Here is a 15672-nt window from a genome sequence, read left to right as displayed (position 1 = left end):
GCTGCCATGTCAAAAACTGTGGTGAGGCAAAGCCCTCTGCACGGATAAAGAATTACAGGCACTGGCCGATACGCTGTCTCTATGTGCTTTCAGGTAAGGATGTCCCGATGTCGCTCAGGCAGCTCTCCATTCAATGGAAAATCACCCTGCTGGCGGGCCTCTGCCTGCTGGGGATCGTGACCCTGCTGGTGGGTCTGTCGCTGTATCGCATGGCGCAGAGCTCCCAGCAGGTCAAGGCGTCCAGCATGCAGATGCTCGACGAAGCCGCCCAGTCGCGCATCGAGGCCCAAGGCGAAGTGCAGGCGCTGGGCATTCGCCAGCAGTTCATGGATGCCTACCAATACGGCCACGGTTTTTCCCGCCAGGTGCTGTTTTTGCGCGAGCAGGCCGAGAAGCGCTTTCTCGATGCCTTCGACACCCGTGAAGACCTGACGCGCCAGGTCAAGGCCGCCCTGCAGGCCAACCCCGACCTGCTCGGCCTGTCCCTGGTGTTCGAAGCCAATGCGCTGGACGGCAAGGACGAACTGTTCGCCAACCAGGCGGAACTGGGCAGCAATGACAAAGGCCGTTTCGCCCTGTACTGGTCGCAACCGACGCCGGGGAAAATCACCTCGATGGCGCTGCCCGAGAGCGACATGGCCGACACCTCCATCGGCCCCAGCGGCGAAAAGGCCAACGCCTGGTTCACCTGCCCGCGCACGACTCTCAAGCCTTGTGTGATCGAGCCCTACTTCTATGTGATCGACGGCCAGAACGTGCTGATGACCAGCATCGTGTTCCCGCTGATGGTCAATGGCAAAGTCATCGCCTCGCTGTCGGTGGATATCAACCTCAACAGCCTGCAGACGGTCAGCCAACAGGCCAGCCAGAAACTGTACGACGGCCAGACCCAGGTCAGCATCCTCAGCGCCACTGGCTTATTGGCTGGCTACAGCCCGGATGCCAGCAAACTCAGCCAACGCCTGGAGCAGGTCGACCCGGCCAGCGGCGCACAGCTGACCAGTGCCTTGGCCAGCAGTACCCAGACCCGCAGCCTGCGCACCGACCACCAACTCAAGGTACTCGCGCCTTTTGCGCCCATTCCCGGCGGTAAGGCGTGGGGCGTATTGCTGGATGTACCGGAAAAAGTCCTGGTCGCCCCCGCCGAAGCGCTGAAAAACCAGCTGGACGCCGACAACGCCAAAGGCACCCTGCTGGAACTGGGCCTGGGCCTGCTCGCCGCCGTGGTCGGCTTGATCCTGGTGTGGCTGATGGCGCGCAGCGTGACCCGGCCAATCCTCGGCGTGGCGCACATGCTTGAGGATATCGCCAGCGGCGAAGGCGACCTGACCCGGCGCCTGGCCTATGCCAAACAGGACGAACTGGGCCAATTGGCCGGCTGGTTCAACCGCTTCCTCGACAAGCTGCAGCCGATCATTGCCGAGGTCAAACGCTCGGTGCAGGACGCTCGCGGCACCGCCGACCAGTCCGCAGCCATTGCCACGCAAACCAGCGCCGGCATGGAGCAGCAGTACCGTCAGGTGGATCAGGTGGCCACCGCATCCCACGAAATGAGCGCCACCGCCCAGGATGTGGCTCGCAGCGCCGCCCAGGCGGCCCAAGCCGCCCGAGATGCCGACCAGGCGACTCGCCAAGGCTTGACGGTTATCGACCGCACCACCGCCAACATTGGCGAGCTCGCCGCCGACATGAGCACCGCCATGACCCAAGTTGAAGGCCTGGCCGCCAACAGCGAACAGATCGGCTCGGTGCTCGAAGTGATTCGCGGCATCGCCGAGCAGACCAACCTGTTGGCGCTCAACGCCGCCATCGAAGCCGCTCGCGCCGGTGAAGCCGGCCGCGGTTTTGCCGTGGTCGCCGACGAAGTGCGCAACCTGGCACGGCGCACCCAGGAATCGGTGGAAGAAACCCGCCTGGTGATCGAACAATTGCAAACCGGTACCAGCGACGTGGTCGGCTCCATGGGCAACAGCTATCGCCAGGCCCAGGGCAGCGTCGAACAGGTCGGCCAGGCCGTCACCGCCTTGCGCCAGATTGGCGATGCGGTCACGGTGATCAGTGATATGAACCTGCAAATCGCCAGCGCCGCGGAAGAGCAAAGCGCCGTGGCCGAAGAGATCAACAGCAACGTGGCGACCATTCGCGATGTGACCGAGTCGTTGTCGGAGCAGGCCAATGAATCGGCGCGGGTCAGCCAGGCGTTGAACAGCCTGGCGAACCAGCAGCAGGGGTTGATGGATCAGTTTCGGGTCTGAATGTAGCAAGGCTTTTCTGTGGGAGCCGGGCTTGCCCGCGATGCAGACACCTCGGTATTTCAGATAAACCGAGTCGATGCTATCGCAGGCAAGCCAGCTCCCACATTTTGAGCGGTGGTGTGCCAGTGTCAGCGGCGTGGCAACTGGATCAATACCTTGAGCCCACCCAGCTCGCTCTCTTGCAGTTGCAACACCCCACCCCACACCTCAACAATGTCGCGCACGATCCCCAAACCCAGGCCATGGCCAACCCTTTGCTCATCCAGGCGTGCGCCACGGTTGAACACTTGGTCGCGCTGGGCCTCGGGAATGCCGGGGCCGTCGTCTTCCACCGCCAGCCGATAGCCCTGTGGCGTCTCGCTGACGCTCAGGCATACCTCGGCGTCCGCCCATTTACAGGCGTTGTCCAACAGATTGCCCAGCAGTTCCAGCAGGTCTTCACGGTCCCAGGGCAGTTGCAGGCCCGGCGCCACCTGATAGCTGAGGTCCAGGTGTTCGCCGTGGATCATGCGCAGGGTGGCCAGTAAACCGGGCAGCTCTTGTTCACAGTCAAACAACGCGCCCGGCAAGGCATCACCCGCCAGGCGCGCACGGTTGAGTTCACGGTTGAGGCGCTGCTGCACCTGCTCCAATTGCTCGCGCAGCAACTGGCTCAGTTGCGGATGATCCTTGAGCGCGTCACTGGAAGCGGCGCTCAACAACACTGCCAGCGGGGTTTTCAGCGCATGCCCCAGGTTGCCGAGGGCGTTGCGCGAGCGCTTGAGACTGTCTTCGGTGTGCGCCAACAGGTGGTTGATCTGCGCCACCAGTGGCTCCAGCTCAAGCGGCACCTGGGTATCGAGTTGCGAGCGCTGGCCTTGTTGCAGTTGGGCGATCTGGTTGCGTGCGGTCTCCAGGGGGCGCAGGGCACGGCGCACGGTGACCCGTTGCAGGATCAGCACCAACAGCAGCGCCGCCAGCCCCATCACCAGGCCGACCTGGCGCATCAGGCGAAAGCTCTCGCGCACAGGCGTGTAGTCCTGGGCCACGCTGATGGAAATCGATTGGCCGAAGCGCTTGTAGTCCGAGCGCAGCACCAACAGTTGCTGGCCTTCGGGCCCCAGTTGCAGGTTGCCCTTGAGCCCCGCCACCGGGAGCCGGGGCAGTTCCTGGTCCCACAATGAACGGGAGCGCCAATGCACATCGGCAAAGTCGATACGAAAGTAATGCCCGGAAAACGGCCGCTGGTACGCCGGCGACAGGCGTTGCTCATCCAACTGCACGCCGTTGGGCCCACGCACCAGCGCCACCAGCAGGTTTTCGCTGTCGTTGCGCAAGCCCGCTTCAAGGTAGCGCTGCAAACCCGCCTCGAACAACCACAGGCTGGTTTGCGCCAGCACCACGCCGACGATCACCATCACGCTGATCAACCCCAGGCTCAAGCGCCGCTGGATCGACCTCATGCCGGGGTGGCGCCGAAACGGTAGCCCTGGCCGCGCCGGGTCTCGATCACGCTGCGGCCCAATTTGCGCCTTAGATGGTTGACGTGCACCTCCAGCACATTGGAGTCGCGCTCGGTCTCGCCGTCATACAAGTGTTCGGCCAGGTGGCTTTTGGACAGGATCTGTTCGGGATGCAGCATGAAATAGCGCAACAAACGAAACTCGGCAGCCGTCAGCTGGATCTCGGCGCCGTCACGTAGCACGCACTGGCGACCTTCATCCAAATGCAGGCCGGCAGCTTGCAGGGTGGGTTGGTTCGTCTGGCCGTGGGAGCGGCGCAGCAGCGACTGGATGCGCAGGTACAGCTCTTCGGGGTGAAAGGGTTTGCTCAGGTAATCATCGGCGCCGGCCTTGAGCCCTTCGATACGCTCGGCCCAGGAATCGCGGGCCGTGAGGATCAGCACTGGGATGGCCAACGAGGCGGCGCGCCATTGCGCCAGCACTTCAAGCCCGGGTAAACCGGGCAAGCCAAGGTCGAGGATGATCAAGTCATACGGCTCGCTGCGTCCCTGATACACGGCGTCGCGGCCATCGGCCAGCCAGTCGACCGCGTAGCCCTGGCGCTGCAGGCCGGCCATCAGTTCGTCGGCCAGGGGCACGTTGTCTTCCACCAGGAGCAGGCGCATCAGTCTTCCTCATCTTTGATCAGGTCGCCATTGGTGGCGTCCAGCTTGATCTCGCGCACCACGCCCTCGGTGGTCACCAGTTCCACTTCATAGGCGTATTGCCCGTGTTTCTTTTCCAGTTCGGCTTCCAGCAGCCGTGAGCCGGGGTATCGCGCCATGGCCTGCTGCAACAGCTGTTCCAATGGCAGGATGACGCCTTGTTGGCGCAGGGCCAGGGCTTCGTCCTGGTTGAGGTCGCGGGCCGCCAGGCTGGAACAGAACACCATGAGCACCAGCGCCACGCGACTGCCGACGCGTAAATTTACCTTCATTACGTATCCTGATGATTCTTGAGAACCTGCCCGGTGAGCGCGTTCAATTCAACGTCCCATTCAATGCCGTCTGCATCTCGTAGCTCGACTTCATAGACGTACTTGCCGTATTCCTCATCCAAATCGGTGTCCAGCAGCGTCGAACCAGGGTGAAGGGCCAGGGCCGTAGCTTCCAATTGATCGAAAGCGACAATTGTAACAGTGGCCGGCACGATCAGTGGCTTGTCGGGGTCCACGGCGGCGGCCGGGGTCGCCGTAACGAGGATGATAGCGGCGGCGCCCAGGCCAGTGAGGCGCTTCATGATAAGTCTCCGTTACATGATGTTTTCCTACGCCGGCCACGGTACGCGCTGCAACTTAACTGAAACTGAATTGCCACCATGGCAATTCCAGTCAAGCCATTTTTCCCACTGCCTGCGAGATTTCCTATACTGCCCCGCTCGCCTCAACAGAGACCGGTATGACAGCCATCCATATCAAGTTCCCGGCCTTGACACTCAAGGCCGGTAAACGCGCCATCACCCGCATCCGCGAGCAGGGCCTTGCGCCTGCCGACGTCGGTATCCTCCCCGGCGCGGCGGGCGGCCCCAAGGCTCTTGGTATCCAAGGGCTCGACCTGGCGCTGTTCGGTGATTGGTTGCCCCGTGCGCCGCGCGAGCGTGCGCTGATCGGCGCGTCCATTGGCTCCTGGCGGTTTGCCAGCGCCTGCCTGCCCGACCCGGTGCAAGGCTTGCTCGACCTGGGCCGGCTGTACAACGAACAGCGCTTCGCCAAAGGTGTGACCATGGCGCAAGTCAGCCAGAGCTGCCAACGCATGCTCGACGACCTGCTGGCCGGGCGCGATGCGCGGGTGCTGGACAACCCCGACTATCGGCTGAACATCATGGTGGTCAAGAGCCACGGTTTGCTCGCCGATGACCACCGTGGGCGGCTGGGGCTGGGCCTGTCATCGGTGATTGCCGATAACCTGCGGGGCCGCGCACGGCTGTCGCGGCATTTCGAGCGGCTGATCATCCACGACCCGCGCCAGGCGCCCCCTGTACACCCCCTGAAGGATTTCCCCTCGCGCTTCCTCACCCTGGACGTGGGTAACCTGCGCCAAGCGTTGCTCGCGTCCGGGTCGATCCCCATGGTCATGCAAGGCGTGCGCGACCTGCCTGGAGCCGGGGCCGGCACCTACCGCGACGGCGGCCTGCTGGACTATCACCTCGACCTGCCCTACCACGGCGATGACATCGTGCTGTACCCGCATTTTACTGACCGGGTCATCCCCGGCTGGTTCGACAAGGGCCTGCCATGGCGGCGCAGCAACCAGCAAGGCTTGCAGGATGTATTACTGCTGGCGCCGTCCAGGGACTACCTGGCCCGCCTGCCCCACGGCAAGCTGCCAGACCGCAGCGACTTCAAGCGTTTTATGGGCGATGACCCTGGCCGCAACAAATATTGGCAAACTGCCATGAGCGAGAGCCAACGGCTGGGGGATGAGTTTTTGGCATTGGCGGATAACGGCAAGCTCGGCGACCGTTTGCTAGCCCTTTGACCGCATGGGCGCCTGCGGCCGAGGGGCGGTATGCGCAGAGGTTGATCAAGCTGTTAAACTCGCCGCCTGCCAGACACCTGACCGAGCTGAAAACACTGTGGAAATCTTCAAGGAATTTACATTCGAATCCGCCCACCGCCTGCCCCACGTACCGGAAGGCCACAAATGCGGGCGCCTGCATGGGCATTCGTTCAAGGTGGCCATCCACCTGAGCGGCGACCTGGATCCCCATACCGGCTGGATTCGCGACTTCTCGGAGATCAAGGCGATTTTCAAGCCGCTCTATGAACGCCTCGACCACAACTACCTCAACGACATTCCCGGCCTTGAAAACCCTACCAGCGAAGTACTGGCCAAGTGGATCTGGAATGAACTGAAACCTTTGCTGCCGGAACTCAGTGCGATCCGTATCCACGAGACCTGCACCAGTGGGTGCATTTATCGCGGCGAGTAAGTGATCGAGTGTTGAAAAGACCACCTGCGGAGAATGTCACTGTGGCGAGGGAGCTTGCTCCCGCTGGGTCGCGAAGCGGCCCCAAAAGATGGGACTGCTACGCAGCCCAACGGGAGCAAGCTCCCTCGCCACAGGTCACTGTTTGTTCGCTCTAGCTCTTAATTGGCTGACATTGCCAACTGTAGGTGTTTTTTTCGAAGCGGCGGGCTGATCCATTAGGAAAACCCGCACAGACGCCGATCGACTGAGCCAGTTTGGCTCACCGCTGCACTGCTTTTGCGCTGATTGGGAGGGGGCGGCCTTATAAAGGGCTTACTCCGTCAGCGCATACCTGCCTGCACCTGCATTGGCACGCAGGATGCACACGACCTGGGTCACCACTCAGGGAGCAGCCCCCATGACGCAACAAGACCCCGGCAACGACTACCCTCTCAGCGAAGTCCCCTTGCACGCGCGCAAGGGTCTGGCCTCTACGGCCATGGTGTTGCTGGGGTTCACCTTTTTTACCGCGACCATGTTCGCCGGCGGCAAGCTGGGGGTAGCGTTCAGCTTCATCGACATGCTCGGCGTCGTGGCCCTGGGTAACCTGTTGTTGGGTATCTACGCCGCAGGCTTGGGTTACATCGCGTTCAAGAGCGGCTTGAACTCGGTGTTGATGGGGCGCTTCTGCTTTGGCGAAGTGGGCAGCAAGCTCAGTGACTTGATCCTCGGTTTTACCCAGATCGGCTGGTATGCCTGGGGCACGGCCACGGCTGCGGTGGTATTGGGCAAGTATTTCCAATTGAGCCAGGGCAGTGTGCAGGGGCTGATGGTGATATTTGGCTTATTGTTCTGCGCCACCGCCTACGTGGGGTATCGCGGCTTGGAAATCCTGTCCTACATCGCGGTGCCGGCCATGGGCATCCTGTTGATGCTGTCGATGTGGGTCGCCACCGTGAAGGTCGGCGGGCTGGAGGGGCTGCTGGCGGTGGTGCCCAGCGCTGAGCTGGACTTGTCCACCGCCATCACCCTGGTGTTCGGGACCTTTGTCAGCGGGGCAACCCAGGCCACCAACTGGACACGGTTTTCGCGCTCGGCCAAGGTTGCGGTGCTGGCCAGCCTGATCGGCTTTTTTGTCGGCAATGGCTTGATGGTGCTGATCGGGGCCTATGGCGCCATCGTCTATCAGCAACCGGATGTAGTGGAAGTCTTGCTGCTGCAAGGTTTCGCCACGGCGGCGATGGCGATGTTGCTGCTCAATATCTGGAGCACCCAGGACAACACCATCTACAACTTCGCCGTCGCCGGTTGCAACCTGCTACGTACCCAGCGTCGCAAGAGCGTGACCCTGGCCGGCGCGGTGATCGGCACCCTGCTCGCCTTGTTCGGCATGTACGACTTGTTGGTGCCGTACCTGATCCTGCTGGGCACGGTCATCCCGCCGATAGGAGGCGTGATCATGGCGGACTTCTTCTATCGCTATCGCGGCCAATATCCGCGCTTGGCAGAGGCTCACTTACCGGCATTCAATTGGCCAGGTCTGATCGCGTATGGGGTGGGCACCGTGGTCGCGTTCAACTCGCCGTGGGTCGCACCGTTGGTGGGAATTTTTGCCGCATCGCTGACCTATGTGCTGCTCAGCGCCATACTACGCGTCATGACCGCCCGGACATCGGTATCGCCCTGAGGATCTGGCGGCTGTCTGCCTGATTGTTTTTAGCCAAGAGGAACTTGCCCATGCACATCATCAATGCCCGCCTGCGCAACCGTGAAGGCCTGCATGATCTGCACCTGGAAAATGGCCGGATCGCCAGCATCACTGCGCAAACCGGAGCGCCCATACTGATGGGCGGCGACTTGGACGCCGCCGGCAACCTGGTCATACCGCCCTTTGTCGAGCCCCACATCCACCTCGACGCCACCCTCACCGCCGGCGAGCCGCGCTGGAACATGAGCGGTACGCTGTTTGAAGGCATCGAGTGCTGGGGCGAACGCAAGGCCACCATTACTCTGGAAGACACCAAGACCCGGGCCAAAAAAACCATTCAGGCTCTCGCCGCCCATGGCATCCAGCATGTGCGCACCCATGTCGACGTCACCGACCCGGACCTCACCGCACTCAAGGCCCTGGTGGAGGTACGTGAAGAGAGCTCGCATCTGATCGACCTGCAAATCGTTGCCTTCCCCCAGGAAGGCATCGAGTCCTTCCGCAATGGTCGCGAGTTAATGGAGGAAGCCATTCGCCTGGGTGCCGATGTGATCGGTGGCATCCCCCACTTCGAATACACCCGCGACCAAGGCGTGAGTTCGGTGAAGTTCCTCATGGATCTGGCCGAGCGTACTGGCTGCCTGGTGGACGTGCACTGTGACGAAACCGATGACCCCCACTCACGCTTTCTCGAAGTCCTCGCGGAAGAAGCCCGCAGCCGCGACATGGGTGCCCGCGTGACCGCCAGCCATACCACCGCCATGGGTTCCTACGACAATGCTTACTGCGCCAAGCTGTTTCGCCTGCTAGGGCACTCCGGCATCAGCTTTGTCTCGTGCCCCACCGAAAGCATCCACCTGCAGGGCCGCTTCGACAACTTCCCGAAACGCCGTGGTGTCACCCGTGTGAACGAACTGCTTGAGGCCGGCATGAACGTGTGTTTCGGCCAGGATTCCATCGTCGATCCCTGGTACCCGCTGGGTAACGGCAACATTCTGCGAGTACTGGAGGCCGGTCTGCACATCTGCCATATGCTCGGTTACCGCAATTTGCAAAACGCCCTGGACCTGGTCACCGACAACAGTGCCAAAGCCATGGCCCTGGGCGATCGTTATGGGTTGCAAGCAGGTCGCCCGGCCAACCTGCTGATCCTGTCGGCCGACAGCGACTACGAAGTCATACGTAGCCAGGGCCTGCCGTTGTACTCGATTCGCAACGGCAAGGTACTGATGAAACGGCAACCGGCACAGGTAGAGTTTATGTAACCGCGTGGGTTAGACGACTGAGTCGATGTCCAACGTTTGCACCCGTGCCTGTTCATCGTGGGAAGGCGGCGGGACGCTGGTGAATTGGGCCGGCTCACGATTCTCGCGATGGCGGAACCAACGCTTGAGGCTCGCTTGCAGATGTGCAGAAGAGGCATGGCTGCCGTAGACATCGCGGGCTTGCAGGCGACGCCAGCGCAGGCTTGCCAAGCGCTCGCGGCTGGTGTGCAAACGGTCGATCTCTGCGTTCAAGGCATCAGTAGGTTCATGGCTACGATCATTGGCAGGGCGCCGCAGAGCAAGTTCACGCCGCTTGGCCCGTAGTTGCTCGCGCATGTCTTCAAAGGCCCGGTCGAGCAGCTCGAATTCCCTCTGGGTCACCAACGAGCCCTCACTCTCCAGAGTTTGTTGCCAGCGGCGCAATGTCGCCCACGCCGCGGGGATGTAGCTGGTGGTCATGAAGTGCTGGTCGGCTTGAAACAGCTGCCTCAGCACATTATCGCGGTCGGGCATGTCGCCCTGCAGTTGCAATGCGCGGTTGCAACCCGCCTCTTGAAGCGATTCACAGCCAGGCTTCCATAACACCGAGGAATGGCTACCATCCGGGAGCGTGATCGGCATGAAGTGATATTGTTCACCATGATGTCGATAGGGGTTGCCGCCCACGCGCACCAGCCCTGCGGCGAACAACAGGCCACCGGGTAAAGGGTTGCTGAATAGCGTGATGGCCCCGGGAATCCAGAGCTTGGCGGTGGTATTCATCCAGGGCGCCGGGACGCTGGGGACAGGGTCGTTGTGGTTGACGATGCGGTGGTGGACCAGGGAAGAGGCACCGGAGGTAAAGTCAGAGTCGGCGGCGCGGGGGGCGCCGTAGGTGTAGAGCAGGATGTTGTAATGGGCATCCTGGGCTCGGCGCAGCCCTTCGGCCAACAGCAATGCAATGGCGCCTCCGAGGCTGTGGCCGCAAATTACGATGCGCTGGCCCACATGAAACTGATCAAGGTATTGCAATACGAAATCACGCATAGCCCGGTAGGCCTGGTAAAAACCACCGTGCGCTTTTCCAACACCGTCGTCGAAAGACACCTGATGGGCGTCGGCGTCGCGTAATACGTCGGCACGGCTGACCGTTCCTCGCACAGAAATCAGGATGACTTCATCGTGGTGGGTGATGAAGGCCTGGGTGTCAGTACCGAATTTTTCATCATCGAAAAAGTGCAGACGTGCGGGATGCTCCTGCTCTTCGTTTCGTTCCGGGCGATTTTGGGGATACAACACGGGATCGAACGGCAGGATTTCGAAGCGTTGGGAGTAAGGGATATCTTCGTAGATCGGGTAAAAACGGTGTGATTGCTTCGGATCAATTCGCCAGGCTTCGTGATACACCGAAAGCTGTTCAGCGAATAAATTTCCAACGCTCGGATCCAACGGAAACCGGACTTCGTCTAAGGGTTTTTCGGCGGGGGCCTGTCCAAAATCGCAGTAACTCAACGCAGCAAACAATGCCAGTTGGTATAGGTTCAGGGCGCAGAAGCCGTCTTCGGTGGATAAGATGGGGCGTAAGGCCCGTAGTGGTCGCACTTCCAGAACGGTGTGCTTGTTGGGGAACAGTACGATACCCACCAATGAAGGCTGAGGCGGGCCGAAGCCCAGATCGGCCATCATTTTCAGTGCGTGACGCTTGGGAGAGTGGACTCGAGGCGTTGTCGGAGGCAAATGGGCGACATGACGAACTAAATCTCTAACTTCGACTTGATAAAATCTGTTGGGTTGATGTTGAGCGAGATTGGCTTCAATACGACGTCCGTCGACCGCAGCAAATCTGGTTTGCTCAGCACGAACTTGAAGCTCGGTGATAGGTAGCTGATAAGTCGGCCGCATCATTAACCGACGATATGGCTGCTCGGTTCCTGAATACAGATCGTCAAAAACGAGTACCACAGGACCGCTGTAAATATCTTTTAGCTTGGCGAATCCTTCCCCGTTCAATCTACCTTTGTACTCTCGTCCAGCGCTGTCGCGGACCGTATACGACAGGCCGCCGTACGTCGCCCCAACTCCAGTTTCATCGACCAAGCAAAAACTCACCCATTGCCCTCGCAATGAACAAGCTGGCGTGCTGTCACTGAAAAAGGGTCGCTTCCTTGCGTCCAAATACATGGCTTACTCCTTATTACTCACACGATGGATAAATATTACAAATGCGGCCATCCGGCATTTTTATCGGTTTAAAGTCGGTGGTATTGCCGTTGCAATAAGCGTCCCGATCGGCAAAGTTTTTACCCCTACATCGCTTCCATCCACCTGGAACATTTATCCAATTATCGTCAAAGGCGGGTCGTTCCTCATCAGTCAAATTCAACACAACCTTGAGCTTTCTTCCCGACAGTTGATCTCTTTGTACAACGCCCCCTACCCGCGACTCTTGCAAGTTTCCCATCGAATCCAATGAATTGCAGATCAGGAGTTTTCTAATCGCATGCAAAGGCCCTACCGTCCGAAAGTGCCACTTACATTGCCCAAGTATTTCCTGCACACCCGAGTCGGGCATCCCCGGTAGCTCGGCCTCCAAACGGTCTCGAATGGAAATACTCCCGAAATTCCCGCCCACATCCGTACTCCGCGTCCCCCACTTCGCATAGAAGTCAAATTCCACGCTGCGCAGGACCAACGGACATCCTTCTACCGTTTCAGTCAGTGGCAACTCGTAACTCACACTGCTCGCCACAGGCTTGTAGTCTGTAAAAAAGACTTTCCGCTCAGGTCTTTTGCCTCGCCGCCGAGGCAAGGTGCAGGTCTCACCCGTTGCGGGGCGGTAGTTGGCAGCCGTTTTAAGTTCAAATTGCGCCGGCAAATCCACCTCCAATGTAAAACGCTCCACCGTCCTCCCCGTACACCCCGACAGCCACGCAGCCGCAACAACCAGCAACACCCACCCTATCCACCTATTCACTTTTCCCTACCTCCCTGTGCCACTGCTCCACCACTCGTTCAAAATGCTCCCCTGGCGCCTCACCGGCCCTCGGCTGCCAATGGATAACACTGCTTCGGGTCGCCTCTGCCAAACGACGCACCACCAGAAATTCGAGCTTCTCCGGCTCCCGCCATTGCCAGGCGCGCGCCTGCGCCAGTACCTGGGCCAGCCAAATCCTTGGGTCTTGGAATTCGACCAATGCCGCCAGGTCTTCACTGTGTTCCGCCAACAGGTAACGCAGGATATTGGCGTTCAGGATGGCTTCGGCATGGGGGTTGGGTGTATCGAGCCAAGGCGGGAGCCGAGGCGCTGGGTAATCGCCCGGTGCAGGGTTTTCGTGATGGCACCAATGGCCTTCGTGCCAATAGCACACACTGATCAGCGGCCCGAGGTAGACCGGCCAATGCTCTTTGGCCAGATAGGCCAAGGCGCGGGCCAAGGTGCGGTTGTCGTGAATGCGGTAAAGCGCCTGCTGGCCCTCCGGCCCTATCAGGAGCCTTTCGCGCCAATGGCGCGCCACATCCGCCAAGTCGGTAGCCGACAAGCTCGCGAGCCACCCCCAGTTTGACTCCGGGTGTTGCAACAGATCAGCCAGGGCGGGTTCATTGATCTGCTCAAGCAAGAGGATGATCGGGCCAGAACTCGCCAGCTCCGCCGCGGCGGTATCGCTATAGAGATTGCAATAGTGCGACGGGGCGCAACCTGCCAATAGAGGCTGGCGAGTCTCGTGGCTACCCTCCACTATCAGGCACAATCGGTGCCCGTTCTGCAGCTGTTGGGCCATCCAACGATGGGGCAAGCTGTCCATCAAGCCGCCCTCTGCGTGATATCGCACAGGCCTTCGCGACAGCGCTCGCACAGGGGGCAAAAGTCCGCGTCCAGTTGCCTGGCCAAGTCCATGACGATGCTTTGCACTGCCGATAACTGCGCGCCAGCGAGCAAAGCCGGGCTCACCGAACTGTTTGCGACCGGCGAACCGGCCTGGGTGAGGGGCCTGCTGCTTGAGATACTGCCCGCTTGCATCACCAAGTGTTCCCCGCCAGCCATCAAGCTCAGTTGCGCACCGGCCTCAATGACCAGGCTGGCACCGGCCTTGAGGTGAACCTGCTGCCCAGCTTCGATCACCAGACTCTGGCCAACGCGAGTCAGGCTATCGCCCTCTACCTCCAGGCGACTGTCATGACCCACCCGTTGTTCCAGGTCACGCTGGGCGTGCAGGTAGATGAGCTCTTCGCCGCGTCGATCTTCAACGTGCAGCTCGTTAGCCCCTCCACCATCCGGTGAACTGCGGCTACGCAGCACGCTGCGTGTCTTGTGCTGCGGCAAGGGATAGGCTGGCAGGTGTGATGCATTGGGCAGGCAACCCGTAACGAGAGGGTGGTCCGGGTCGCCCTCCAGAAAGCTCACCAGCACTTCCATGCCTACCCGTGGAATCACCATGGCCCCAAACCCGTCCCCCGCCCAACCGGACGCCACGCGCAGCCAGCAACTGCTCGCCCCCTCGCGGTTGTCCATACGATCCCAATGAAAGCGCACCCTCACCCGACCATAGGCATCGCAATGCACGTCTTCGCCCGCAGGCCCGGTTACCGTCGCGGTCTGGCTGCCACTGATCGTTGGCCTGGGATGCTTGAGGGCCGGTCGATGCACTGCACGCCAAGGTGTCGCGGTGAATCGGTTGCGATAGCCCTGGAATCCACTGGCTTCAACTATCGACTCCTCCAACACCTGCGGCTGGTAACCCTCATGACGCACCGAAGTCAGCAGCCATAAATCGTTGCAGAGTGGGTCGGGGTGATCACATAGCTCTAGGAAGTGACCACTGCACAATGCCGGCTGGTCGCTCTTGCCCAACACCCTGTGGCGATCACGCTGGTGACGCTCCAGGCCGCGTCGCGCCAGCTGCGCGCCGCGCGCATGCCCCTTAAAACCGGCAGGGTAGGCATAGTCTTCCAAAGCTTGCGCCTGCCCGGCACCGGCATGTTTTTGCAAGCGAAATGAAGGGTGCTCGAAGTCATAGTCACGACGTACAGTGCGCCGGCTGCGCGTCTCCAATCGCAGGTCGAAACGCTGTACAACACGGCTCTGGAGCGCCGGATCAGGCGACGAACAATACCGCTGCACCGGCAACCGTCGAAATACTGTCTGGTCATCACCGAACACCAGCAGATGATTGTCCACGCTGTGACGAAAGTGATAGTGGATGCCCTCCTCTTCACACAGCCGCTGGATAAAATGCAGGTCGGACTCCCTGTACTGCACGCAAAACGCGCGTGGCGGATACACCACCGGCCCGAGTTCAAAGGCATAGGCGTCAGAGAAGATGCCGTGGTGTTCGAGGACCGTCGCAATGATTTGCGGTACGCTGCGCTGCTGGAAAATCCGCTGGTCGCAACGATGGGCAAGGGATGCCAGACGTGGAGCCAGCGTGATGTGATAACGGGTGAGTCGCGCACCGGGATCGTCCCGACCGATGGCGTAGACGTACCCATGCAGGCCCTGCCCTGCTTCCCCGAAGTCCAGATAGGCGGGTTTATGAAGCAATGCCTCCAGGTCAAGAGAAGGATCTTCGCTGACTAACTGCACCTGTATGAAGTAAGGTTGATCGAGGGCTTCGCTGCCTTTGAACGCTACTACCTGAAGATCTGTATTTATTTCTGAAAGGATCAATTTGAAACATGACGAAAGAAAATTGTTAACCATCCTTTGTTACCCGCTATCAACTTTTCGATTGAACGACTCTCTTTCGCCAACGCCAACTGGATTGGAAAAAAGCACCTGAACATGCTCAAGCTTAGCGATTTCAGGCGATTTTCGGCCCGCACCGAATAAAAAAGAAGTTTCGTACAACGAGGATGGAAGTGTCTTTTTACAAAATATTAATACTTTCCATAACAAACAGAAAACGCGGACTGTTGCTTGTCTCTTTACAACTAAGCTTTAAGGAAACAGCTGACACTAATTCAAGGCGCCTGCTGCTCCGAGGTCTAAATAGTTAGTCGCGCCGTCCCGAAAAGACTCACACTCAGCACATTTCCAGACTCAGTCTGCAATCGCACTGGCGCCGTGCCACCCGGCA

Annotated in this window: 13 protein-coding genes and 1 pseudogene; 6 read left to right on the top strand and 8 right to left on the bottom strand. The window is 60.0% G+C overall.

From position 1 onward, the window contains the following. Positions 1–107: 107 nt before the first annotated feature. Both CLM72_RS29550 and CLM72_RS29545 read left to right on the top strand, forming a co-directional pair. Positions 108–1397 (top strand): annotated as a pseudogene (locus tag CLM72_RS29550) (HAMP domain-containing protein); the annotation flags it as partial. Between the two features lie 102 nt (positions 1398–1499). Beyond that, positions 1500–2255 (top strand): methyl-accepting chemotaxis protein, encoded by a 756-nt coding sequence (locus CLM72_RS29545; RefSeq protein WP_370694801.1) that lies wholly within the window; start codon positions 1500–1502, stop codon positions 2253–2255. A 128-nt stretch (positions 2256–2383) separates the two neighbouring features. Here CLM72_RS29545 and CLM72_RS10525 read toward each other — a convergent pair whose 3' ends face one another. The 4 genes from CLM72_RS10525 to CLM72_RS10510 are packed head-to-tail and all read right to left on the bottom strand — an operon-like array spanning position 2384 to position 4975. Then, complete coding sequence (locus tag CLM72_RS10525; RefSeq protein WP_105226381.1) at positions 2384–3697, bottom strand: sensor histidine kinase; 1314 nt, start codon at positions 3695–3697, stop codon at positions 2384–2386. Continuing rightward, positions 3694–4362, bottom strand: a complete 669-nt coding sequence (locus tag CLM72_RS10520; protein WP_034125807.1) for a response regulator transcription factor — start codon at positions 4360–4362, stop codon at positions 3694–3696. The genes CLM72_RS10525 and CLM72_RS10520 overlap by 4 nt, the downstream gene beginning before the upstream one ends. Continuing rightward, positions 4362–4673: a PepSY domain-containing protein gene (locus CLM72_RS10515; protein WP_003190266.1), complete on the bottom strand. Its 312-nt coding sequence runs from the start codon at positions 4671–4673 to the stop codon at positions 4362–4364. The genes CLM72_RS10520 and CLM72_RS10515 overlap by 1 nt, the downstream gene beginning before the upstream one ends. Further along, positions 4673–4975, bottom strand: a complete 303-nt coding sequence (locus CLM72_RS10510; RefSeq protein WP_105226380.1) for a PepSY domain-containing protein — start codon at positions 4973–4975, stop codon at positions 4673–4675. Before CLM72_RS10510 ends, CLM72_RS10515 begins: the two co-directional genes overlap by 1 nt. Before the next feature lie 158 nt (positions 4976–5133). On the opposite strand from CLM72_RS10510, the gene CLM72_RS10505 reads away from it, so the two are divergent. The 4 genes from CLM72_RS10505 (at position 5134) to codA (ending at position 9619) form a co-directional block, all read left to right on the top strand. After that, on the top strand, positions 5134–6213 hold the full coding sequence (locus CLM72_RS10505; RefSeq protein WP_054898802.1) for a hypothetical protein: 1080 nt from the start codon (positions 5134–5136) through the stop codon (positions 6211–6213). A 97-nt stretch (positions 6214–6310) separates the two neighbouring features. Beyond that, a complete protein-coding gene (gene queD / locus CLM72_RS10500; protein ID WP_003190259.1) occupies positions 6311–6667 on the top strand; it encodes a 6-carboxytetrahydropterin synthase QueD in 357 nt (118 codons plus the stop codon). A 397-nt stretch (positions 6668–7064) separates the two neighbouring features. Then, complete coding sequence (gene codB, locus CLM72_RS10495; protein WP_105226379.1) at positions 7065–8333, top strand: cytosine permease; 1269 nt, start codon at positions 7065–7067, stop codon at positions 8331–8333. A gap of 50 nt (positions 8334–8383) precedes the next feature. After that, complete coding sequence (codA, locus tag CLM72_RS10490) at positions 8384–9619, top strand: cytosine deaminase (RefSeq protein WP_105226378.1); 1236 nt, start codon at positions 8384–8386, stop codon at positions 9617–9619. 9 nt (positions 9620–9628) lie between these two features. Here the strand turns inward: codA and CLM72_RS10485 are convergent, their stop codons facing one another. The 4 genes from CLM72_RS10485 to tssI are packed head-to-tail and all read right to left on the bottom strand — an operon-like array spanning position 9629 to position 15296. Then, positions 9629–11779, bottom strand: coding sequence for a lipase family protein (locus CLM72_RS10485; RefSeq protein ID WP_105226377.1), 2151 nt, complete (start codon positions 11777–11779; stop codon positions 9629–9631). Between the two features lie 13 nt (positions 11780–11792). Continuing rightward, positions 11793–12572, bottom strand: coding sequence for a hypothetical protein (locus CLM72_RS10480; RefSeq protein WP_371920446.1), 780 nt, complete (start codon positions 12570–12572; stop codon positions 11793–11795). Continuing rightward, complete coding sequence (locus CLM72_RS10475; protein ID WP_105226376.1) at positions 12565–13401, bottom strand: DUF4123 domain-containing protein; 837 nt, start codon at positions 13399–13401, stop codon at positions 12565–12567. The genes CLM72_RS10480 and CLM72_RS10475 overlap by 8 nt, the downstream gene beginning before the upstream one ends. Continuing rightward, on the bottom strand, positions 13401–15296 hold the full coding sequence (gene tssI, locus CLM72_RS10470) for a type VI secretion system tip protein TssI/VgrG (RefSeq protein WP_105226375.1): 1896 nt from the start codon (positions 15294–15296) through the stop codon (positions 13401–13403). Before tssI ends, CLM72_RS10475 begins: the two co-directional genes overlap by 1 nt. Between the last annotated feature and the right edge of the window lie 376 nt (positions 15297–15672).

The sequence above is a fragment of the Pseudomonas sp. MYb193 genome (genome assembly GCF_002966775.1).
Classification (GTDB): Bacteria; Pseudomonadota; Gammaproteobacteria; order Pseudomonadales; family Pseudomonadaceae; genus Aquipseudomonas; species Aquipseudomonas paracarnis.
This window is presented reverse-complemented; position numbering and strand designations above follow the sequence as displayed.

What these genes read in the sequence shown, in the direction of transcription:
- CLM72_RS29545 (WP_370694801.1), top strand. Translation starts at nt 1,500, where the DNA reads ATGGAGCAGCAGTACCGTCAGGTGGATCAGGTGGCCACCGCATCCCAC.
- CLM72_RS10525 (WP_105226381.1), bottom strand. Translation starts at nt 3,697, where the DNA reads ATGAGGTCGATCCAGCGGCGCTTGAGCCTGGGGTTGATCAGCGTGATG.
- CLM72_RS10520 (WP_034125807.1), bottom strand. Translation starts at nt 4,362, where the DNA reads ATGCGCCTGCTCCTGGTGGAAGACAACGTGCCCCTGGCCGACGAACTG.
- CLM72_RS10515 (WP_003190266.1), bottom strand. Translation starts at nt 4,673, where the DNA reads ATGAAGGTAAATTTACGCGTCGGCAGTCGCGTGGCGCTGGTGCTCATG.
- CLM72_RS10510 (WP_105226380.1), bottom strand. Translation starts at nt 4,975, where the DNA reads ATGAAGCGCCTCACTGGCCTGGGCGCCGCCGCTATCATCCTCGTTACG.
- CLM72_RS10505 (WP_054898802.1), top strand. Translation starts at nt 5,134, where the DNA reads ATGACAGCCATCCATATCAAGTTCCCGGCCTTGACACTCAAGGCCGGT.
- codB (WP_105226379.1), top strand. Translation starts at nt 7,065, where the DNA reads ATGACGCAACAAGACCCCGGCAACGACTACCCTCTCAGCGAAGTCCCC.
- codA (WP_105226378.1), top strand. Translation starts at nt 8,384, where the DNA reads ATGCACATCATCAATGCCCGCCTGCGCAACCGTGAAGGCCTGCATGAT.
- CLM72_RS10485 (WP_105226377.1), bottom strand. Translation starts at nt 11,779, where the DNA reads ATGTATTTGGACGCAAGGAAGCGACCCTTTTTCAGTGACAGCACGCCA.
- CLM72_RS10475 (WP_105226376.1), bottom strand. Translation starts at nt 13,401, where the DNA reads ATGGACAGCTTGCCCCATCGTTGGATGGCCCAACAGCTGCAGAACGGG.
- tssI (WP_105226375.1), bottom strand. Translation starts at nt 15,296, where the DNA reads ATGGTTAACAATTTTCTTTCGTCATGTTTCAAATTGATCCTTTCAGAA.